This window comes from Acinetobacter sp. 24-47-67, assembly GCF_056779735.1.
This window is the reverse complement of sequence record NZ_JBWYIK010000001.1, coordinates 567,402-589,855: the sequence shown is the minus strand read 5'-3', so window position 1 is coordinate 589,855 and position 22,454 is coordinate 567,402. Positions and strand designations below refer to the sequence as shown.

The following is a 22,454-nucleotide window of genomic DNA, read 5'->3' as shown; positions in this document are numbered from 1 at the left end:
TAATCTTATCGATATGTGCTTGATATGCTCGATGAGATTGAAGAATGAATCAAAGGAGCAAAACGTAGTGTTTTGTAGTTTTGTCATCTTTGACACTGTATTTCTAAATTGGCGATCTATACACTGACCTAGAAACGCCTGCTTATTTATAAAAATAATAATATATTCAAACAGTTCAGGAAATTTGAAATTAATTGAGGGATGGAGTAATACTCAATGAAAAATTATATGGATATATCGGTTAGCGATTTTATTAGTAAAAATTTCTTTTGAAAGTGAGGACGGTAAAATCTGGTTCGATGGAGATCGATCACTTCTCTTTAATGCGAATAGTTTGTATACACTGAAGCATTTTTTAATTGATGAATATGGGATTGATCTAGCTAAAAAAGTTATCTATCGCTGGGGTTATGAAATTGGTAGTGAAGATGCTGTGCGAGCGCTCAAACTGCGCGCAGATGATCAGTTGTCAGCTTTTGTGGCCGGACCTCAACTGGCCAAGATTCGTGGCATGGTAAATGTTGATATTGAGACGCTGGATTTCAATCCCAAGCAGAACAAGTTTAAAGGTATATTCAAATGGAATGACTCCTATGAAGCCTATGCACAAATTAAGAACAGGTCTTACTCGACACACTGTTGCTGCTGGTGGTTGACGGGCTATTCCAGTGGTTATACCTCAAAATTTTTAAATGCTCCCTTTCATTATGTCGAAACACATTGTGTTGCCAAAGGAGATGAGTGTTGCCGGATTGAAAGCCATGAAGGTCAGGACCGTCATTTTGGCCTGAAATCTGAATATTTCATTGAAACTATTAAACCATTATTTTCCAACAGCTACTTTGATGCCATAGGAAAATCCAAGACCTTTGCCAGAGTGTGCCAGTTATTGCTCAAGGCAGCAGAGTCGGATATTACGGTATTGCTACAAGGCAGTACAGGGGTTGGGAAAGAAGCATTTGCGCGTGGTATCCATCAGAATAGTGCCCGTAAAGATAAAGAATTTGTCGCAATTAACTGTGCCTGTCTGCCAGAGCAACTGATTGAAGCGGAATTGTTTGGTAGTAATAAAGGCGCATTTACCGGGGCGACTGAAAACCGCATTGGTAAATTTGAACGGGCAGATGGGGGCACCATTTTCCTGGACGAAATTATCGAGCTATCCCCTAAAGCACAGGCGTCTTTGCTTCGTGTTTTGCAAACTGGAGAGTTTGAACGGGTGGGGGATACCAAGACTCGCAAGACCAATGTCAGGGTGGTGGTCGCTTGTAATGAAAGTCTGAAAAAAGCAGTAGATGAAGGACGTTTCCGCAGTGATTTATATTACCGGCTTGCCACTTATCCGGTATTAATCCCATCATTGAAGGAGCGTCGGGAAGACATTAATTTACTGCTGGAATATTATATTCGGTTTTTTGAAAAGCAGTACGAGAAGACCTTCAACGGATTTAGTGACCGGGTTTATGCTTTCTTCAATAGTTATGAGTGGCCGGGGAATATCCGCGAACTGCGAAATATTGTGGAACGGGCAGTGCTATTGTCCAATGATGCGCCATTGGACTTAGAAGACCTGATGTTGGAAGATAATGTAATTCAGAGCTTTGTTAGCCAACATAAGCAGAAAGTGAATGGCATCAAAGGCATTGCTACTCATAGTGATCTGGATCAGTTCATTGAAAATCTGATGCACAATTCAGAACAGCTAGATATTGAATATGTCGAAGCCACGATTTTACAAACAGCTTTGCAAAAGTATCGCGGCAACGTGTCGAAAGCTGCACGTTATTTGAATATGACACGAAGTGCACTGGAATACCGATTAAAAAAGCACGCAGTAATATAAGTTGAGGGTGTTTGGGTATGAAATATAGAGCCTTAGGATAAGGCCCTATATTTCTTTAAGCGATAATCCAATGTTGCCCGGCTAATGCCGAGTAAACGTGCTGCTTCGGAGACATTGTTCTGACTCTGTTGCATAGCTTGTACAATAATCTGCTGTTCGTAATGCTCCAATGAAAAGTCAGGAGTAAATAGTTCTGCAATTTTTTGTGAATTAAATGATTTGGAAGGGAATGTTTCCCGATAGCTATTTGCCTCAGCGGCTACAACATCGGGAAATAAATCGCGTAGTTTAATCTCTTGTTGATCATCTGTGAGTAGTGCTGCGCGTTCCAGCACATTCTCTAATTCACGGATATTGCCTGGCCAATTATAATTTATAAAGAAATGTTTGGCTTTGTCACTCAGTCCTTTAAATTTTTTGTCATATATATTTTCAAAGCGTTTAAGAAAATGACTGACCAGCAGGGGAATGTCCTCCCGCCGTTCGCGTAATGGCGGAATACGTACCGGAAAAATGTTTAGGCGAAAATACAGATCGGCACGGAATCGACCCTCTTTGACAGCTAATTCTAGATCTTCATTGGTAGCAGCTACCACTCTAACATCGACTTTTCGGGTCTGATAATCGCCTACACGCTCAAATTCACCTTCTTGCAGCATTCGTAATAAGGCTGCTTGGGCACGAGGGGATAACTCAGCCAGTTCATCCAGAAAAATCGTACCTTGATGGGCACGTTCAAATTTACCTATTCGTTGACTGACTGCTCCTGTGAAAGCCCCCTTTTCTACGCCAAAGAGCTCAGCTTCAATGAGGTCATGTGGGATACAAGCACAGTTAACTGCGATAAAAGGCTTATCTTTACGTGGACTTGCATAGTGAATACCTCGTGCAAAAGCCTCCTTACCAACACCTGTTTCCCCAGACAGGAGTACGGCCACTTTACTGCCAGCCGCTTTTTTGAGGAGGTCACAGACATTGCGGTAAGCCGCAGATTCTCCGACCGCATTAAACATGCTGTAGTCGACCTCGGCACGAGTATAAATATCGTGCTTTAGCTGATTCAATTCAGCGCGTAATGCAATGATTTCGTCCGATATAGGGTCAGGAGACATAAATTGTACAAGTTCTTCGGCATTTTCCCATTCAGTTAAGGGTTTACCAATGATCCGACAATGATCATGACCTTGGGCAATACATTGGGTTTCCTGATAAATAATGGTTTGTCCCATGACATAGCTGCTATATCCACAAGCATAGCCAAGTTGTAGCCAGCAAGCAGGTTCATCGGATTTACCAAATTCGCTCAGGTGAACTTCACCTTCAAAGGAATGTCGCCAGTTAAAGTCGGCATAGAACTCATGGTTGCGATGGCTCAGCTGAAGTGTATTGACTTCGACCTGTACCATCCCACGAATACCATGCATTTGTGGTCCTGCCATAAAAGCCTCTGTTTCATTGAGGTCTGGACGAAGTTGTGCAGTGGCTTCGGCATCTCGCATACCAGCCTGATAACCACAACGAATAAAGAACCTTTTGGCTGGTTCATAACCCAGCATATCGTGCAAGTCTTTGCGTAGAAAACCAAAAATATCGGTATGTAGCAACAACATACGATTTTCTTCAAACCAAATCTGACCATGAGCGGCATCGAACTTAATCCGGTCAATCAGGTCCTGAATATCTTGTTGTGGCTTCAAAAATGGCTGCATGCGCAATGTCCTTCATTTTATTCTGTGCTCAATATCCTATGAAGCACTTTTTCATTACTTGTGTACTAATAACGAACTCAAAATTTATACATATCATCATACTGTACATAAAGTGCATGAAAATGCCAGATGGATATTTATAAAAAAAAGAGTTGAAAATAGTCTTTCATCATTTGATAAATATTTTTTTAATTGTGTTCATCATTTGATGAAATCAAAATTCAAAAAAAAGACATTAAATACAATAAATATTATATAAATCAATATCTTAAAAAGTTGGCACACTAATTGATATATGTATGTGGAAGGAAGTTTGTCCAGCAAGAAGGATTCTTAGTCATGACAAATCAAATAGGGATGCCACAACTCACCAAATATATCCGGGTGACGGGTGACCGTGATGCTAAATTTGTTGAATTTGATTTCGCTATTCACGATCCAAGTCTGTTTGTCGAACTGGTGCTACCTCGTGAAGCTTTTATACAGTTTTGTGAGACCAATCAAGTCGTCGAGATGACTGAAGAACAGAAAACCAGAAATGATGAGGAAGAAGAAAAATGGCGCTATGGGACTGAAGTCACTTTAGTCAATGCACAGCGATATATCCCAGATCAAGAAGATCTTTAGAAATAGCTTAAGGAGATAGCCATGTCACTTGAAATTAAAACATCTAGTATTGAACCAATACGCCTGAGTTACGCCTACATTGAACGCCGTTTTGGCAATAAACCTGCAACCCGCTATCAGGAAGTCAGTTTTGATATTCAGGCTGAAACCAACTTCCATTACCGACCATTATGGAAACCTGAGAAAACACTGAATGATAAAACGCATACAGCTATTGTGATGCAGGACTGGTATGCATTTAAGGATCCACGTCAGTTTTATTATGGGACATATGTGCAACATCGCGCCCGTTTACAAGATACTGCCGAAGCTAATTTTAACTTTTTTGAGAAACGTCAGCTGGCTGTACATATTTCTGAAGAAGTCCGTGAAAAAGTGATTTCGTTGTTTATTCCATTCCGTCATTTGGAGCAAACCGCCAACCTGCACATGATGTCAGGAAGTGCTTATGGTTATGGCACGGTACTGACCCAAGCATGTATTTATGCGGCGATGGATCGGCTCGGCATGGCGCAATATATTTCTCGTGTAGGTTTAGCCTTGGATGGTGGAACGGGGGAGTCGTTAATACCTGCAAAACAGGCATGGATGAACGATACAGCTTGGCAAGGTTTACGCAAGCTATGTGAACAAAGTCTGACAGAACAAGACTATTTCAAGCTGTTTTTATTACAAAACCTAGTGATAGATAGTTTTATGTCTGAACTGGTCTATACCCAATTTGATCAATGGTTAGCAGATCACCAAGCTCGTGATTTGGCAATGCTCACCGAGTTTATGCAAGAAGCCTTAACAGATCTGCGCAAATGGTCAGACAGCGTACTTAAAACAGCGACAGCAGAATCAATTGAAAATAAGCAATTGTTAAGTCAATGGCTGGCGGAATACCTACCCGAAGTCAAAGCGGCATTTACACCTTGGGCACAACAAGCATTATCTGCAGGTGCCATTGAACTCGCTGAAAAAAAACTGCTGGAGCGCAGTAAAAAAATTGGAATAGATCTCGAACAAGTGGCACAGGCTTAAGGAGAAGCAGCATGTCTAAAGTGTATTTGGCATTACAAGATAACGATACCTCACGTTACATCATTGAAGCGATTGAAGAAGATAATCCTGACGCCACCATTCAGTATTTACCTGCCATGATTCGCGTAGAAAGTGAGAAAGGGCTGATTGTTCGTGCGGAAACGGTTTCGGAAAAATTGGGCCAAGAATGGGATATTCAATCTTTGCAGCTCAATATGATCACGTTGGGCGGTAATGTTGAAGAAGATGACGATACGTTCCGTCTACACTGGAATTAAAAAAAGTAAGCGTCAATGTGCCGCATTGAAGCGGTATATCAAAAGAATAAAGGACCTCAGGTATGAATTCTAAAATTAATGCAATTGGCAAAAAACTGAATGCCAAAGACCGTTACCGTGCACTCACGCGTGATCTGGACTGGGAATTTTCCTATGCAGACCGTAAAGAAGCATTTCCTTATGAAGAATTTGAAGGCATTAAAATTACGGATTGGTCGAAATGGGAAGATCCATTCCGCCTAACCATGGATGCCTACTGGAAATATCAAGCGGAAAAAGAGAAAAAGCTCTACGCAATTTTTGATGCTTTTGCACAAAATAATGGTCAGTTGAATGTCACCAACGAACGCTATTTAAATGCCATTAAACTGTTTTTAACTGCTGTAACGCCATTGGAATATCAAGCCTTCCAAGGTTATGCCCATGTAGGACGTCAGTTCAGTGGTGTTGGTGCACGTATTGCGTCCCAAATGCAGTCCATTGATGAATTGCGTCATGTGCAAACGCAGATTCATGCGATGAGCCATTACAACAAATTCTTTGATGGCTTCCAAGATTGGTCACACATGCATGACCGCGTTTGGTATTTATCTGTACCAAAATCATTCTTTGAAGATGCGCGTTCTGCAGGTCCATTTGAATTCTTACTGGCTATCAGTTTTGCCTTTGAATATGTGTTGACCAACTTGCTGTTTGTACCCTTCATGTCTGGTGCTGCACATAACGGTGATATGGCAACCGTCACATTCGGCTTTAGCGCGCAGTCAGATGAAGCGCGTCATATGACACTAGGACTGGAAATTGTCAAATTCCTATTGGAACAGCATGAAGACAACGTGCCGATCGTACAGGAGTGGATTGATAAATGGTTCTGGCGTGGCACTCGATTACTATCAATTGTCGGCATGATGATGGATTACATGCTGCCAAACAAAGTTATGTCATGGAAAGAAGCATGGGAAACCTATTTTGAAGAAGCGGGTGGTGCGCTCTTTAAAGACTTGAGCCGCTACGGCATTCGTATGCCTAAATATTCTGAAGTCATTGAAAAAGAAAAAGAGCATGTCTCGCATCAAGCATGGTGGATTTTCTATAACTTTGGTCATGCGGCTGGCTTCCACACTTGGATTCCAACCGATGAAGAAATGGATTGGTTATCAGAAAAATATCCAGACACGTTTGACAAGTATTACCGTCCACGTTGGGAGTTAGCACGCAAGATGGAAGCGGAAGGTAAACGTTTCTATAGTGCGGGCTTGCCACAGCTATGCCAAATCTGTCAGGTACCGATGACCTTTACTGAAATGGATGGCGATCAGACCATGTTCAGTTACCGCAGCAGTGTCTATAAAGGCGAGCGTTATCACACTTGTTCAGATGGTTGTCATGACATTTTCGAACGAGAACCGGAAAAGTACGTTCAAGCGTGGTTACCCGTGAATCAAATTTTGCAAGGTAATTGTGGTGGCCCTGATCTGGAAGTGATGTTGCGCGAATATTACCGCTTTAATGTCGGTGCCGATAATTTAGATATCGAAGGTTCTCCAGATCAAGCACGTTGGAAGAAATGGAAAGGTGTGGCTTAAGTCGAATGTTTGGATAGCCATTCACAGGGCTATCCACCTTCATCATGGAATTTAGGAGTTTAGGGAAATGCCAGTAAAAGCAATAAACAACCAATATGATTTTGAACCACGTGACTTACAAAAACACTATGGTGACAACATACTGATTTACGTGGGATGGGATCATCACACCTTATACTGTGCGGCACATGCCATGTTGGCATCTCCACAGCAAAGCTTTCAGGATTTAATTGATCAACAAATACAAGGTGGTTTCCACCAACATCCTGAATTTACTGAAATTGATTGGTCAAAAGTCGAATATTTGTTAGATGGTCAGTCGTTCCAACCGAAACTGGATCAAAGCTTGGCAAGTCAAAATATTGGTCATAAATCACTATTGCGCTTCATTACACCTGGGCTGGATGGTTACCAGCATCGTCATGTTTAAGGAGCGCTGAAATGAGTTATCAAGTCACGATTGAACCGATTGGAACCACCATTGAAGTCGAAGAAGATCAAACCATTTTGGATGCAGCATTACGTCAGGGTGTATGGCTTCCATTTGCCTGTGGTCATGGCACCTGCGGTACCTGTAAAGTGCAGGTGACAGATGGATATTATGATGTTGGTGAAGCTTCTCCATTTGCATTAATGGACATTGAGCGTGAAGAAAATAAAGTTCTCGCATGTTGCTGCAAACCAGAATCAGATATGGTCATTGAAGCTGATGTTGATGAGGATGAAGACTTCCTTGGTTATCTAGTCGAAGATTTTCAGGCTGAAGTGATTGAGATCAAAGATCTCTCACCGACAATTAAGGGCGTACGTCTAGCTTTAGACCGTCCAATGCAATTCCAAGCTGGGCAATATATCAATATACAATTCCCTGGAATTGAAGGTACACGCGCCTTTTCAATCGCCAATTCTCCAAGTGAGGAAGGTATTGTTGAATTACATATCCGCCAAGTACCGCGTGGCGCAGCGACTACTTATGTCCATGAATCATTAAAGACTGGCGACCAGCTAGAAATTTCCGGACCGTATGGACAATTCTTTGTACGCAAGTCTGATACGAAGGATGTGATTTTTATTGCAGGTGGTTCGGGCCTATCTAGCCCTCAATCAATGATTCAAGATTTATTAGAACAAGGTGATAACCGTACCATTTATTTATTCCAAGGTGCACGTGATGTTGCAGAACTGTATAACCGTGAAATATTTGAAGGTTGGGTAAAACAATATCCGAATTTCCGTTATATACCAGCCTTGAATGCCCCGAAGCCCGAAGACCAATGGGATGGATTTACCGGATTTGTACATGAAGCCGTAGCAGATTATTTTGAAAATAAATGTTCTGGTCATAAAGCTTATTTGTGCGGTCCACCACTCATGATTGATGCTGCGATTTCCACGTTAATGCAAAGTCGTCTGTTTGAACGAGATATTCATACAGAACGCTTTCTCAGTGCGGCCGATGGCGCATCGGATCAATCACGTTCAGCACTATTTAAACATATCTAATTGCCTGATAGGTGAACATAAAAAAAACAGCCAAATGGCTGTTTTTTTATCGAATTACTTAAAAATGATAAGCCAGTGTAAGGCTGTAGAGACTTGGATCAATTTTGAGATTACCTGCATCCGCACCATTGATTTTCACATCGCTGTCTACTTTGACATAACGATAATCAAAACCTAGACTAATTTTATTATTGATGAAATATTCTATGCCGGCGTTAAACGCGATGCCATGTGAATTGGACAGATCAACATCTGAACCATCTGTGCTGTCAGTATCATAAAAATAGACATAATTGTAACCGACTCCTAGATAAGGATTAATATTACCTTTGGGTTTGAAATGGTACTGGAGACTCAAGGTGGGTGGCAGATATTTGGTGCTGCCTAGTTTGACTCCATCACCATAAAAATTATGTTGTGGCGGGATACCAGCTAATAAATCCAGGCTGATGTTGTCACTGAGGAATAGCCCCATGGCTAGGGTTGGTCGATAACTTTCACCAATTGAGGTTTCAACACTGTTAAATAACAGGCCAGGATGTTTGTCTGCTTCAATCTGGGTAATACCAAACCGTAGATACTTGTCATGCGAAAGTAAAGGTGAGGCAGAAATTGCGGTGCTTACCGTTATGGCCAAACTGGTACAGAGTATTGTTTTTTTCATCAAATTTATTCCTTTAAATATAGTCAATTTCATTACTTTGAAATTGATTAGGAATATTGCAATAGTTGTACCATGTTTATTTTTTTAAAAAAATCAATAACTTGTTTGTTTTTTTAGATTTATGGTTTTAATCATTTCATTTATTAGATAAAAAGTACGATTGAAATTTAATGAAATAATGAAATTTGCATTTCAATAAAATATGTATTTGAGAAGAGTCAAGAATTATCGTTCTAGACTCTCCTTAATTCAACTTACCATTAAAATGATTTAAACCTTATTGTGTGTTTTTATCCAGTCTTTTTGAACTTGTTGTGCAATAGTCGGATAGTCCATCACAAAACGAATGTGGCTTTCAACGCCAGTTTTTAATGTCGCATCATCTACAATAAATTGAGGGTTATGATTGGGTGCAGCCTTACTCATCTCTTGATCTTGAGGTGTTGCACCAATGAAAATGAACAATGAAGGCATAAGTTGACCATAATAGGCAAAGTCTTCACTTGCACTCGCATTGTTCTCGAGTACATGTAATTTATCTTCGCCATGAACTTTCGCAAGTGAGGGCGCGATGAGTTGAGTTAGTGTTTTATCGTTCGTAGTGACGGGGGCATAAGCGGCAATTTCTACTTTGGCTTTTACGTCATTTGCATGAGCATTATGTTCGATGAGCTTTGGTAAATCCTTGAGAATATTCTGGCGGACTTCTTCATTATTTGATCGAATCGTGCCAACCATATTGACTTGCTCTGGTATCACATTTCCTACCGTTCCACCTTGGATACTGCCAATACTGATTGCCCCCATACCTTTGGTTAAATCTGCACGACGGCTGATTAAACTCTGCATATTACCAATCATTTGAGATGAAGCGTAAATGGGATCGCGTCCAAGCCATGGCATAGAACCATGAACTTGTTTTCCACTGACCTGAATGCGCAAGTGATCTGCACTGTTTAAAATAGTGCCATCTTTATAAAAAATATGACCACTTGGCATACCTGCCATAACATGCATACCGAAGATCACTTCAGGCTTAGGATTTTTTAAAGCCCCATCTGCAATCATCTTACGTGAACCAATTTGATCGCCATGGCTAAAGTTATCAATATCTGCTCCACCTTCTTCAGCTGGTTGGAAGACAAACACAACAGTACCTGCAATTTTATCTTTATTTTCCGAAAGCACTTTTGCAGCGCCGAGTAACATTGCTGTGTGAGCATCATGTCCACAGGCATGCATCACTGGCGTTTCTTTACCTTGATAGGTTGCCTTTGCTTTACTCGCAAAAGAAAGTCCTGTTTTTTCCTCGATAGGTAATGCATCCATATCTGCACGTAATGCCATCACTGGGCCAGGTTTTGCACCTTTAAGAATTCCGATTACACCTGTTTTGGCATAGCCTGTGCGGACTTCAATTCCATATTTTTTTAATTCTTTTTGAACCAGAGCCGAGGTTTTAAATTCCATATTGCCGAGTTCGGGATGTTGGTGAATGTGCTGTCTTAATTTGATGGTATGTTGTTCAACCGCGTTCACACCGTCATCAACCCAATCTGCAAAACTCAAGGTTGAAGAAAGGGACAAGATAGTACAAGCAGAAATTAGCCTAAGTGATATCATGAACTCAATGTCCTAAAAATCCTAAAGTTTTATGAGCTTCTCATTCACTTCTGATGGTTGCAAAACTTAACAGGTATATCGAAATACATGAAAAGTATAGTGACCATGAAGCATTGATTTTTAATGCTTTATCCATAGATTTAAAGTTGTTATTATTTGTAAACTATTCATTTTGAATAATTATTTTAATAGTTGTGGGGGAGTTAATGAGTGTTGAAGAAGAACTAAAGCATAATCAAGATGTCATGATTCAACTGCCGTGGACTGTTCCACAGCAGCCGTTATTAATGACACAAATTCAGGTTGACCCTGAAACAAAGAAAATTCCACTCGATATAAAACATTCAACTGATACGACAGCGATTTGGATTACTGGATTATCATTTATCGTGACAGCATTCATTGTATATATGTCCACAAAGCAACAGATAAAAGCGAACAGAGAGTTAATAGAGAGTCAAAAAGATCATTTTGAAAAAGAATTAGTATTTAAAAACAAACAAGTTATAACTCAAAATTTTATTCAATATGCTTCGAAATTCATTAGTGGACAAGCAAATCTTATTATAAAACTAAGAGACTTTGGGGTATTTTACGGTTCTATTAGTGAAAAGGAAAAATTGGATCGAACTACACATGTGGGGCAGATATATCAAGAGTTAAGAGATATCTCAAATCAAGTTTTACAAGATTATCATGTCTTAGAGCTATTTTTATTGAATAAAGGCCGTTCAATCACCAATTTAGAAGTAAAAAATAGACTGTTTTTTAACTTATTATGGAGATATTTAGAAATTTTATTAGATGAGCCTAAATCAGAGTCATGGTTGAAAAAAGAGGACATAACACTTAGTGATCTGTTAGAACATAGGGAATTTCAAAATATAGGAAGTGAGCTTAAAAAGAATTTAGGTGAAGATAATATTACAATTTACTTGCTGCTAAATGAGTTAAGTAGACAGATTAGCAAATTAATTAAAGCCGAATTAAAAAAAGCAGCCTAAGCTGCTTTTATAAATCACTTCTCTTTCGGTTCAGGCGGTGTCAATCCAAACTGTAAATACGCCTGATTCGTTGCAATACGACCACGCGCAGTACGCATCACATAACCTTGCTGAATCAAGTAAGGCTCAATCACATCTTCCAGTGTGCCTGAGTCTTCTGCCATAGCCGCTGCTAATGCTTCAACACCTGCAGGACCACCATCAAAACGTTCTAATAACATGGATAAATAACGGCGGTCGAGTGTATCTAAACCATCTTTGTCCACATTCAACATATCAAGCGCACGTTGCGCCATTTCTTGTGTGACTTCACCAGTACCTTTCACTTGCGCATAGTCACGTACACGACGCAGTAAACGGTTTGCGATACGAGGCGTACCACGAGAACGACGAGCCACTTCCTTCGAACCAGCTTCTGTGATTGGAACATCCATCAGATTTGCAGAACGAGTCACGATATGGGTCAAATCTTCAACCGAATAGAACTCTAATCGTTGGACAATACCAAAACGATCTCGAAGCGGAGAGGTCAGTAAACCGGCACGAGTAGTCGCAGCGACTAAAGTGAATGGCGGTAAATCCAACTTAATTGAACGCGCAGCAGGGCCTTCACCAATCATAATATCCAGTTGGTAATCTTCCATCGCGGGATAAAGGATTTCCTCGATCACTGGAGAGAGACGGTGAATCTCATCAATAAATAAAACGTCACCTTCTTCTAAGTTGGTGAGCATTGCTGCCAAATCACCAGCGCGCTCTAACACAGGTCCAGAAGTTGATTTCAAATTACCACCCATTTCACGCGCGATAATATTGGCAAGTGTGGTTTTACCTAAACCCGGAGGACCAAAAATCAAGGTATGGTCTAAAGCTTCACCACGTCCACGAGCTGCACCAATGAAAATTTCCATCTGCTCACGCACAACAGGCTGACCAATATAATCATCTAATGATGTTGGTCGAATGGCACGATCAAAATGATCTTCTGGTTTTTCAGAACCACTGATAATACGGTCTTGCATAATATGAGATCTTATTTATTCATCGATTTTAAAGCAGCACGGATAATATCGGATGCCTCAGTGAAGTCACTTTTAACGGTATTGACTAACTTTTGTGCTTCTAGTGGCTTGTAACCTAATGACTGTAAAGCAGCTTCAGCCTCAGCGACAGCAGAGTTACCCGTAAACTGAATTTGCGCTGTTGTAGAGTTTGATGTAGATGGCTGAGCTGCAAGCGCTTTAAAGCGATCTCGAAGTTCAATCATCAAACGCTCTGCAGTCTTTTTACCAACACCTGGAACTTTGACTAAAGTGTTTACATCTTCATGTTCAACGCTATGAATGAGCATGTCTACGCTGAGTGTTGAGAGAATACCCAATGCCATTTTGGGACCAACGCCGTTCACTTTAAGTAAAGTGCGGAAAATACTTTTTTCTTGTGCGTTGGAAAATCCATACAGTAATTGGGCATCTTCACGTACAGCCAAATGCGTCCACAATGTGACTTTTTGTCCTTTCTGTAATTGGCAAAATGTTGAAAGAGGTGTATCAACCTCATAGCCAACACCATTTACATTCAATAAAACTGTTGGTGCTTCTAAAGTAAGCACTTCACCAATAAGACATCCAATCATTCAATTATTTCACTTATTTGTCGATGTTAAATTCACTATGTCAGCATAGTAGTGTTCATTGCTTCAGAACGCAAAATCAAAAAACACTTTATGCTCTTTTCCTGAACACTAAATTTAAGTTTTATAAAAATCCAACTTTATTCCCTTGAAGTTCCTGTGCCAAATGATAAGCCTGATGATCTGAAAATTTTGAGATCACATCTAAGACTTGCATGATATTGTCATAGTGATCATCACTAAAACGAACACCTAAGCCTGAGATAATAGACAGTAAACGTCCTTCCTTAAAGTTATGAATTTTATTGGGTGTCGTAAGCGGAATAAATGCATCTAGTATGTGCTGTAAGCTTTGATGTGCAATGATTTCTAAACCAGATTTTTGAGGGTGCTCAAAGATTTTCTCCCGCGCTAAATTCTTTGCACAATCAATTCCTGATTCGATATCGGGCGAGCAATATTGGAGCAAACTACCTTTAAGCTGTCCTGACAAAATTTCAAAATGATGTTTAGTAAAAGCGGAAGTGACTTCATCAACCAAGCGTTTCATCACACGACCACGCAATGCTGCAATCTTTTGTTGCCACGTGGTGTATGGCATTGCAAGTTCAGCAGGCGTGCCATAGTCACCGAGCAGATTTAAAAAAATAGGTTCGACTTGCTCATAGCTGAGCATGTTAAGAATAATGCCATCTTCTAAATCGATCAGGGCATAACAAATATCATCCGCAGCTTCAAGTAAATAGGTGAGTGGATGGCGACAGAAATGATATTCACCATATTGTATAAGACCTAATTGGTGACCAATTTGTTGCAAAATTTCTTTTTCAGATTGATAGCAACCAAACTTAGCTCGTTTACTGGCAGGCGTATTTCCCTGAGAGTCGATGGGTTTAGAAAGCCATGGGTACTTTAAGTAAGCTCCTAAGGTTGCGTAAGTGAGGCGCATTCCACCGTCATTAGGGTGATAGTCAATTTTCGTGAGTAGACGAAGACCTTGAGCATTGCCCTCAAACTGGCGAACATCGGCCTGCTGTTCAGGGGTTAAACTCGATAAAAAATCGCCGTGTGATGCATCATCAAACCATTCACGAATAGCGTACTCACCTGCATGACCAAAAGGAGGATTACCAATATCGTGTGCAAGACAAGCTGCTTGAATAATTGCACCGACATCTGCAGGAGAGATCCACATAGGTAACTCATCACGAATTTTTTCAGCTGCCAGCATTCCCAAAGAGCGTCCGATGCAAGAAACTTCAAGGGAATGTGTTAGACGCGTATGAATGCCATCATGTTGAGTCAGGGGGTGAACTTGAGTTTTACGGTTAAGTTGCCTAAAACTCTGAGAAAAAATAATACGATCGTAATCTTTATGGAAGGGGCTACGTGCTTGTTCTGTATTTTGTTTTGAACTACCAAATCGAACTGTTGATAACAGTTCCAGCCAACGCATTTGAGTCATTTATCATTATTCATCATTACTGTATGGAACCATCATGCCAAAAAAATAGTGAAAAATATATGCTGACACGACATAATTTGGCGCATTGAAAATGCATTTCAGAAAAGTTTAAGAAGTAAAATAATAAGTATTAAGGTGTTGATTTTAAGAATTATTATCCTAATATAATTCAATTTCTTCACTCTGAAATCATATAAGAGTCTCTAATTGATTTTAAAGATAGATATCAATCATGAGATGATGCGTGGATGCTCATCGGTTCGATAATTTTTTATCGAGATAGTATGCATAATGTATCTACTTTTTATGCCGATTGTTGATCAAATTGATCCTACGATTGGCATAACATTTCAATAAAGCTATTGAAATTTGTCTATTTTGACCTCATGTTATCCTCATAAAGATGAATTATAGAGATGTGAATTTATATGTTATTTCATTTGCCGAAACTTCCTGCCGAAATTCGAGTCACTCACTTAAATGCGCGTATTAATGAACAACGAAAAAAAATTGCGCAAAGTACGGCATCTAAACTTGAACTTCTGCAGTTGTCTCAGCAGTTTTCAAAAGAAGCACGCACGCGTAAAAAGAATAATCAGAAAGTATATGTAATTGATTTTGAAGGTGACATGGCAGCTTCAGCTGTAGAGAATCTTCGTGAAGAAATTACTTTGATTTTGGCGACTGCTAAAGCAGGGCGTGATCGTGTCGTAGTTCGTTTGGAAAGTCCAGGTGGGATGGTACATGGTTATGGACTTGCGGCTGCTCAACTGGTGCGTCTGCGCGATGCTGGTTTTCATCTAACCATTTGTGTTGATAAAGTCGCAGCAAGTGGTGGATACATGATGGCATGTATCGGTAACGAAATTATTTCTGCTCCATTTGCAGTGATTGGTTCAATTGGCGTTGTTGCTCAAGTGCCTAATTTTAATCGTTTACTCAAAGAACATAATGTTGATTTTGAGCTTTATACTGCGGGTCAATATAAACGTACCGTGACCATGTTTGGCGAAAATACGGAAGAGGGTAAAGCAAAGTTTGAAGAAGAGTTGCAACAAACGCATGCATTGTTCAAGCATTTTGTTGAAAAATATCGTCCACAGTTAAATGTTGAAAAAGTAGCAACAGGTGAACATTGGTACGGTCAAGATTCATTAGATTTGAATTTGGTTGATAAGCTTCAAACCTCGGATGAGTATTTATTAAGTTTATTGACAGTGCATGATGTTTACTTGATTCAAACTCGCCGTAAACCTACCTTAGGTGAGAAATTAGGACTGCAAGCGGCACAAATGGCGGACAGTTTGATTCCTGCTGTGATGAATAAAGTTATGGACACTTTAGTCAAAACTAATGCGAACTTAGTGCAACTACGTGATCCTAAACTTTAAATTTGATGAAATAAAAAAAGCCAATCTAATGATTGGTTTTTTTTATGATTTATCATTTGTATGGTCGAGAGTCTAATTTTCGATATAACATCACTATTCCTGTGATCATGGACCCAAGTGTTGCGAACAACATATCTTTATGGGCATCCCAAATATCACCTTGTTGACCATTATAATTTTCTGCTGCCTCATGGGAAAGATTAATTGCAATCAACCATTCAATCCATTCGTAAATGAGACTGGTGACCATGACAAACTGAACAACAATAAGAAAAAGTACTCGTTCAGATAATTGGGGTAAATAGAATTGAATGATTCTATGGAAAAAAGGATAGAGAAGTAGACCATAGGTAAAATGGACCAAGCGATCATACATATTTCGCTCCCAACCCATCTGTGCATTTAAATCTATGCCGAAGTTGTGCATCAACCATTCATTATAGGGAACATACGAATATAAATAGTGTGCCCCAAGAATATGAATGATCAGAAATCCAATATAGAGAGAAAATGCGATAAAACTCAAACCAACTTTCTTTTGTATATAGATCAAAAACACCAGCATTAAAGCTGTGCCAAGTTGATGTAAGCTATAAGAAGCATATTCAAGAGGCTTTATACTTGCCAAGATCAGCACCATTATGAAAATGAAGAATACGAGGTGGTGTTTAGGAGTAAATTTTTTGTAGTGCATTTTGTTATATGTTGATTTGATTAATTTCTTCATATGATTGTAATGGATCAATCCTGAGAATAAGCTGCAGATCGCATTATTTTTATAAATAGTTGTTTATATCAATAGCTCATTGCAATCAGGATGATCAGTTAGAATATGATTTAGTTTGAGTTTTTATTATGACGGTTTCAGCTGCTTTTCTTGCACAGCAAAATGCATATTTTCATTATGAGTTTGAAGAGCTTACTTTGGATGACTTTCCTGAAGAGATCTCAGTATCACTCCGAGGAATGATGTTTAGGCATGACATTCAATATGCTCAAGTGACTCATTATATTTACTATAGCGATGTTTTAACTGGTGATGAATTAGAAAAGCTCAGAACTGACTTTATACGTTACTGTCCTGATGAAGCATGATTTTTATTGAAACATTTGATGAGTCTCATACAAAAAAAGCGAAGCCTAAGCTTCGCTTTTTTATTCAATACTATTTAGATTTTAGCAATCAAATCTTTAATTTGTTTCGCTTGCTCAGCAGCATTACCTGTATAAGATGCAGGTGTCATTTCAGCAAGACGCGCACGATCTGCTGCAGGAACAGCTTCTAATTCGTTACCATTCACAAAATTCACCATCATTTCGCGAGTCATTGCTTGACCACGAGTAAGGGCTTTAAGTTTTTCGTATGGTTTTTCAACGTTATAACGACGCATTACTGTTTGAATTGGTTCAGCAAGAACTTCTTGAGCGTTGTCTAAGTCTTCAAGAATACGGTCGGCATTCAATTCAAGTTTGCCCACACCTTTCAAGCAAGCTTCAAATGCGATCAAGCTTTGTGCAAAACCAACGCCCATGTTACGAAGAACAGTAGAGTCAGTTAAGTCACGCTGCCAGCGAGAAATTGGAAGCTTTTCACCAAGGTGAGCAAGGACTGCATTAGCAATACCCAAGTTACCTTCAGAGTTTTCAAAGTCGATTGGGTTCACTTTGTGTGGCATTGTTGAAGAACCAACTTCGCCTTCTTTTAATTTTTGTTTGAAGAAACCAAGAGAGATATAACCCCAAACATCACGGTTGAAATCGATGAGGATTGTGTTGAAACGACGAAGCGCATCAAACAATTCAGCCATGTAGTCGTGCGGCTCAATTTGAGTTGTATACGGGTTAAACGTGAGACCTAAAGATTCAACAAATGCTTGCGAGTGAGCAGGCCAGTTAATTTCAGGGTAAGCAGAAAGGTGAGCATTATAGTTACCTACCGCACCATTGATTTTACCTAGAAGCTCAACATTATTGAATTGTTTGATTTGGCGTGCAAGACGGTATGCCACGTTCGCCATTTCTTTACCCAATGTTGTTGGGCTTGCAGTTTGACCATGTGTACGAGACAACATTGGTTGATCTGCGTGTTTTTCTGCAAGTGCAACAATTGAGTCCACGATTTGTTGCATAGACGTAGCTAGTACTTCACGACCGCTTTTCAGCATAAGCGCATGAGACAAGTTGTTGATGTCTTCAGATGTACAAGCAAAGTGAATGAATTCACCTGCATTTTTAAGTTCATCAATGTTTGCAATTTTCTCTTTTAAGAAATATTCAACCGCTTTTACATCGTGGTTGGTTGTGCGTTCGATTTCTTTGATACGGTTAGCATCGTCTTCAGAGAAATTTGCAACGATTGCATCTAAAGCTGCATTTGTTTCGTTAGAAAAAGCTGGCACTTCAGTAATTTCTGGGCGATTTGCAAGTGCTTGTAACCAGCGCACTTCAACAGTCACACGAGCATGGATTAAACCAAACTCAGAGAGGAAAGGGCGCAAAGCATCACATTTGCTTGCATAGCGACCATCTAATGGAGAAAGTGCGGTTAAAGCGTTCATAGCAATTCCTTAAACTTTGGAATGAAACGTAAAACAGAACTCGATATACATCAGGTTAAACCACCTGAAACTGTAAACGAGCGAGATCTTGAATATCTTTCAGTAACTTGCGTTTGGTGAAGACCATGCTCCATGAACTTCCACCTGACTGACGCCATAAATGCGCCATCTGTAAACCTGTAAACAATGAAGCACGAATACGATTGGTGTGCGAAGAATCCTTAAAAGCTTCTGCATTGCCTTTCACCATAATGCGAGGATTAATCTGTCCTGCAGTTTCGACATAGGTTTGAGCAAGGTTTGCAAGAATACTTGGATGTAGATAATTATGATCAAAAAAGGAGAGTTGCTTTAGTATTTTTTCTTGTGATTTTTCAATAATTTCAACGAATTTTGGGTTGCTATATACTTTCTTTTCTAAATGTAATAATGCCATCGCATAGGACATTGGAAGTTTTGCATTGGCAAATTTAGGTATTCTTGATTTTGGTGCAGTATTGAATGGTTGGGTGATGCTACTTTCTAAAGTTTTCAATCCCAGAGAAATATCTGCAAGCTGGTTAAAAAAATCTAAGGTTTGACAATTCTTATTGGAAGTAGGGCGAATATTTAAACTCGCCTTAATTAATTGTTCTAAATAGAAGTTACCGTTTTCACCAGTATTTTGTCGACCTGCAATGGCTGTCATATGTGTCAGCTGAGTCGATTGAAATACTGCTGCCAAAGCCAAAGCTCTGTTTTGTCGATCATTCAGAGTCTGAAGCTGCTGGAACGGTAACTCTGTCATGCCTGAAAATTCCTTTAAATAAAATCAGGTTTAGGCGCATTGGTATGATGAATCACACCGCCACCTAAACAAACTTCATCCGCGTAAAACACAACGCTTTGTCCTGGCGTAACAGCACGTTGAGGTTCATCAAATTCTACACGTACACCTTGCGGTGCATTTGGGTCATTAAATAAGACACATGCTTGATCAGGTTGTCGATAGCGAGTTTTCGCTGTGCAACGGAAACCATTTTCTGGAATCTCTTGCTCACCTGCAACCCAATCAATCGCTTCAGACCATAACATGGTACTTTGCATGAGGGGATGCTCATGACCTTGGCCAACAACTAAACGATTGCCTTCGATATCTTTGTGTAATACGAACCAAGCACCTTCTTCAGCGCCTTTCATTCCACCGATACCAATACCACCACGTTGACCGAGCGTATAGTACATTAAGCCGTGATGATCACCAACCTCTTTACCATCTTCAAGGACAATTTTACCCGGTTGAGCAGGTAAATATTGCTTCAAGAAGTCATTAAATCGGCGTTCACCAATAAAACAGATACCTGTAGAGTCTTTTTTCTTCGCTGTTACAAGACCTAAATCTTCAGCAATTTTACGAACTTGAGGCTTTTCAATTTCACCGACAGGGAACAAGGTTTTGTTAATTTCACGACCATGAACGGCATGTAGGAAATAAGTTTGGTCTTTGTTGTTATCCACGCCACGGAGTAAAGGCGCATATTGCTCACCTTTAGAGTTGGTCATGGTTTCACCGCGACGAGCATAGTGTCCTGTCGCGATGAAGTCAGCACCTAATTTCATGGCATGATCGAGGAATGCACGGAACTTTATTTCTTTATTACATAAAATATCTGGGTTTGGGGTGCGCCCCGCAGCATATTCAGCCAAGAAGTGCTCAAATACACGATCCCAATATTCCATTGCGAAGTTGGCTGTATGTAATTTGATACCGATACGATCACAGACGGCTTGCGCATCTGCAAGATCATCCATAGCCGTGCAGTATTCTGTGCCGTCATCTTCTTCCCAGTTTTTCATGAAAAGACCTTCAACTTGATATCCTTGTTGAAGTAATAAAGCCGCAGAGACAGATGAGTCTACACCACCTGACATACCGACGATGACACGTTGTTGCATAGGATTAGGCATCCAAATTTGAAATTAAGGGAGAGTTTTGGTGCTCATAAACGAGCGATAAAGGAAATTTTTGTCCTGATTGGGCATCTTGAATGGCTTTGATGACCAATGGGCTACGCGCGCGTGCCGTTTCTAACAGCTCATCTAGGCTCATCCAAACTGTACCTACGATACCTGTATCTAATGTTGCATTGGCAAAATACTGTGTTGATTTTGCTAAAAAACAGAAGCGGTAATAGGTACGATCTGGAAACATAGGTGGGGTATAGGTATATATACCCAATAAATCTGTGACTTCAACTTGGTGACCTGTTTCTTCCATGGTTTCACGAACCGCGGCTTGAATAAGGGTTTCACCAGCTTCAACATGACCTGCAGGTTGATTAAAAACGGTGTGCATGACACCTTCTGTTTGTTCTTCTACAAACAGATATTTACCATCTTTTTCAACCACTGTTGCAACAGTGACGTGAGCAGTCCAAGCGGTCATAAAAAAGCACCAGATGAAGGGAAGGCATATTGTATAAAATTTTGAGGTGTGTGGCTATGATGGGAGGGGATTTCTTTGAAGGCGTTCTATCTTAAGTTTAACTAAGAAGTTCTTTGGATCAATAATTTAATAAAGGGCGTGGAACATGAAGAATCAACAAAAAAGCCCAATTTAAGTAAATTGGACTTTTGAATGTAATTTAAGATTATGATTTATATGAAATAAAAAAGATAATTTCGCATAAGGTGTATTATGTTAATTTTAGATAAAATTAATACTTAAAGTTAAAAGAATAACTTCTTAAAAAATGATTACGGTCATATGAAAATTTTTTACAGGTTCAAAGTAATTATTCCAATTGAGTGCCATTGCTATTTCTAGGTGGCTAGTCTATTTTATTGGATATGAATTATTCTTCATTACCTAAAAGACCACGTGGTCGGCCAACTAAACATGGCTGTAACTATGCAGACACTAAAGAGGTGTTAATCCGCCGGGGTCTCGAGTTATTGACCGAACGTGGGATGAATGCCATGAGCTTGGATGAGCTGATGAAATCAGTTCAAGTTCCTAAAGGGTCTTTCTATCATTATTTTGCAAGTAAAGAGGCTTTTATTTTAGAAGTCTTAGATACTTATGAGCTTTATTTTGTGAAGCGATTGAATAAGCTTTTAAGTCAAACCGATCTTTCCCCCTTAGAAAGGCTGCAAAATTTTGTAAATGATGCGTGTGAAAAATTGCAAAAATACGACTTTAAACGCGGTTGTATTTTAGGGAACCTCGGTCAAGAAGTTGCTTATTTACCTCCTGAGATCATTGCTCGAATTGAAAGTATCTTTAAAGTATGGGAGAAAATGGTTTCTGATTGCCTGTATCAGTCAGATTTGCAATATCTACAATCTGACTGTGATGAAGCTGCCTATCAGTTTTGGATTGGATGGGAAGGTGCAGTTCTGAGAGCGCGCTTGGTCAAATCCACCAGTCCTTTAGATGCATTTTATCGCTTATTTGCTGTAGGAGTAGAACAGTTTAACCATATTAAAAATTAAGCAAAAAATAAATGCAGACTTATGCATTTATTTTTTACTTAATTCTAGACAAGTAGTCTAATTAAATGAA

22 protein-coding genes are annotated in these 22,454 nt (G+C 39.6%); 11 read left to right on the top strand and 11 right to left on the bottom strand.

Annotated elements, in window-relative coordinates; all coding sequences use genetic code 11:
- Positions 1-223: 223 nt before the first annotated feature.
- The gene (locus tag AC1M9K_RS03020) at positions 224-1,843 is read left to right on the top strand and encodes a sigma 54-interacting transcriptional regulator (protein WP_481588565.1); all 1,620 of its coding nucleotides are present in this window, start codon (positions 224-226) and stop codon (positions 1,841-1,843) included.
- Positions 1,844-1,875: 32 nt separating this feature from the next.
- Here AC1M9K_RS03020 and mobR read toward each other — a convergent pair whose 3' ends face one another.
- The gene (gene mobR / locus AC1M9K_RS03015; RefSeq protein ID WP_179998395.1) at positions 1,876-3,552 is read right to left on the bottom strand and encodes a phenol degradation transcriptional regulator MobR; all 1,677 of its coding nucleotides are present in this window, start codon (positions 3,550-3,552) and stop codon (positions 1,876-1,878) included.
- A 339-nt stretch (positions 3,553-3,891) separates the two neighbouring features.
- On the opposite strand from mobR, the gene AC1M9K_RS03010 reads away from it, so the two are divergent.
- From AC1M9K_RS03010 to AC1M9K_RS02985, 6 genes are all read left to right on the top strand, one after another.
- On the top strand, positions 3,892-4,179 hold the full coding sequence (locus tag AC1M9K_RS03010) for a phenol hydroxylase subunit (protein ID WP_481588464.1): 288 nt from the start codon (positions 3,892-3,894) through the stop codon (positions 4,177-4,179).
- A gap of 21 nt (positions 4,180-4,200) precedes the next feature.
- Positions 4,201-5,205, top strand: coding sequence for an aromatic/alkene monooxygenase hydroxylase subunit beta (locus AC1M9K_RS03005; RefSeq protein ID WP_481588463.1), 1,005 nt, complete (start codon positions 4,201-4,203; stop codon positions 5,203-5,205).
- 11 nt (positions 5,206-5,216) lie between these two features.
- Positions 5,217-5,483 carry an MmoB/DmpM family protein gene (locus AC1M9K_RS03000; RefSeq protein ID WP_179998393.1) on the top strand — a complete coding sequence of 89 codons (267 nt, stop codon included), beginning with the start codon at positions 5,217-5,219 and terminating at the stop codon, positions 5,481-5,483.
- Between the two features lie 62 nt (positions 5,484-5,545).
- Positions 5,546-7,069 carry an aromatic/alkene/methane monooxygenase hydroxylase/oxygenase subunit alpha gene (locus tag AC1M9K_RS02995; protein ID WP_179998392.1) on the top strand — a complete coding sequence of 508 codons (1,524 nt, stop codon included), beginning with the start codon at positions 5,546-5,548 and terminating at the stop codon, positions 7,067-7,069.
- Positions 7,070-7,136: 67 nt separating this feature from the next.
- Positions 7,137-7,499 carry a phenol hydroxylase subunit P4 gene (locus AC1M9K_RS02990; protein WP_180027549.1) on the top strand — a complete coding sequence of 121 codons (363 nt, stop codon included), beginning with the start codon at positions 7,137-7,139 and terminating at the stop codon, positions 7,497-7,499.
- An 11-nt stretch (positions 7,500-7,510) separates the two neighbouring features.
- Positions 7,511-8,572 (top strand): 2Fe-2S iron-sulfur cluster-binding protein, encoded by a 1,062-nt coding sequence (locus tag AC1M9K_RS02985; protein ID WP_481588462.1) that lies wholly within the window; start codon positions 7,511-7,513, stop codon positions 8,570-8,572.
- 58 nt (positions 8,573-8,630) lie between these two features.
- Here the strand turns inward: AC1M9K_RS02985 and AC1M9K_RS02980 are convergent, their stop codons facing one another.
- Complete coding sequence (locus AC1M9K_RS02980) at positions 8,631-9,209, bottom strand: OmpW/AlkL family protein (protein ID WP_481586633.1); 579 nt, start codon at positions 9,207-9,209, stop codon at positions 8,631-8,633.
- 297 nt (positions 9,210-9,506) lie between these two features.
- Positions 9,507-10,859, bottom strand: coding sequence for an amidohydrolase (locus AC1M9K_RS02975; protein ID WP_481588461.1), 1,353 nt, complete (start codon positions 10,857-10,859; stop codon positions 9,507-9,509).
- 206 nt (positions 10,860-11,065) lie between these two features.
- Between AC1M9K_RS02975 and AC1M9K_RS02970 the strand changes: the two genes are divergently transcribed.
- Entirely contained in the window at positions 11,066-11,863 is a 798-nt protein-coding gene (locus tag AC1M9K_RS02970) for a hypothetical protein (protein ID WP_092766078.1), read from the top strand.
- A gap of 14 nt (positions 11,864-11,877) precedes the next feature.
- Here AC1M9K_RS02970 and ruvB read toward each other — a convergent pair whose 3' ends face one another.
- From ruvB to AC1M9K_RS02955, 3 genes are all read right to left on the bottom strand, one after another.
- Entirely contained in the window at positions 11,878-12,885 is a 1,008-nt protein-coding gene (ruvB, locus tag AC1M9K_RS02965; protein ID WP_481588460.1) for a Holliday junction branch migration DNA helicase RuvB, read from the bottom strand.
- 11 nt (positions 12,886-12,896) lie between these two features.
- Complete coding sequence (ruvA, locus tag AC1M9K_RS02960) at positions 12,897-13,499, bottom strand: Holliday junction branch migration protein RuvA (protein WP_481588459.1); 603 nt, start codon at positions 13,497-13,499, stop codon at positions 12,897-12,899.
- 121 nt (positions 13,500-13,620) lie between these two features.
- The gene (locus AC1M9K_RS02955) at positions 13,621-14,961 is read right to left on the bottom strand and encodes a deoxyguanosinetriphosphate triphosphohydrolase (protein WP_481588458.1); all 1,341 of its coding nucleotides are present in this window, start codon (positions 14,959-14,961) and stop codon (positions 13,621-13,623) included.
- 428 nt (positions 14,962-15,389) lie between these two features.
- On the opposite strand from AC1M9K_RS02955, the gene sohB reads away from it, so the two are divergent.
- On the top strand, positions 15,390-16,352 hold the full coding sequence (sohB, locus tag AC1M9K_RS02950) for a protease SohB (RefSeq protein WP_481588457.1): 963 nt from the start codon (positions 15,390-15,392) through the stop codon (positions 16,350-16,352).
- A gap of 52 nt (positions 16,353-16,404) precedes the next feature.
- Here sohB and AC1M9K_RS02945 read toward each other — a convergent pair whose 3' ends face one another.
- On the bottom strand, positions 16,405-17,046 hold the full coding sequence (locus tag AC1M9K_RS02945) for a DUF2238 domain-containing protein (RefSeq protein WP_481588456.1): 642 nt from the start codon (positions 17,044-17,046) through the stop codon (positions 16,405-16,407).
- Between the two features lie 161 nt (positions 17,047-17,207).
- Here AC1M9K_RS02945 and AC1M9K_RS02940 point away from each other — a divergent pair, with 161 nt between their 5' ends.
- Positions 17,208-17,447 (top strand): hypothetical protein, encoded by a 240-nt coding sequence (locus tag AC1M9K_RS02940; RefSeq protein ID WP_092766082.1) that lies wholly within the window; start codon positions 17,208-17,210, stop codon positions 17,445-17,447.
- Between the two features lie 74 nt (positions 17,448-17,521).
- On the opposite strand, the gene purB is transcribed toward AC1M9K_RS02940, so the two are convergent.
- Genes purB through AC1M9K_RS02920 form a run of 4 tightly spaced genes read right to left on the bottom strand, consistent with a single transcriptional unit; the run spans position 17,522 to position 21,335 of the window.
- Entirely contained in the window at positions 17,522-18,910 is a 1,389-nt protein-coding gene (gene purB, locus AC1M9K_RS02935; protein WP_092766083.1) for an adenylosuccinate lyase, read from the bottom strand.
- 55 nt (positions 18,911-18,965) lie between these two features.
- Positions 18,966-19,697, bottom strand: coding sequence for a high frequency lysogenization protein HflD (gene hflD / locus AC1M9K_RS02930; protein WP_481588455.1), 732 nt, complete (start codon positions 19,695-19,697; stop codon positions 18,966-18,968).
- A 14-nt stretch (positions 19,698-19,711) separates the two neighbouring features.
- A complete protein-coding gene (gene mnmA / locus AC1M9K_RS02925; protein ID WP_481588454.1) occupies positions 19,712-20,845 on the bottom strand; it encodes a tRNA 2-thiouridine(34) synthase MnmA in 1,134 nt (377 codons plus the stop codon).
- Positions 20,846-20,849: 4 nt separating this feature from the next.
- Positions 20,850-21,335, bottom strand: a complete 486-nt coding sequence (locus AC1M9K_RS02920) for an NUDIX hydrolase (RefSeq protein WP_481588453.1) — start codon at positions 21,333-21,335, stop codon at positions 20,850-20,852.
- 404 nt (positions 21,336-21,739) lie between these two features.
- On the opposite strand from AC1M9K_RS02920, the gene AC1M9K_RS02915 reads away from it, so the two are divergent.
- Positions 21,740-22,384, top strand: coding sequence for a TetR/AcrR family transcriptional regulator (locus tag AC1M9K_RS02915; protein WP_031380722.1), 645 nt, complete (start codon positions 21,740-21,742; stop codon positions 22,382-22,384).
- Positions 22,385-22,454: the final 70 nt, after the last annotated feature.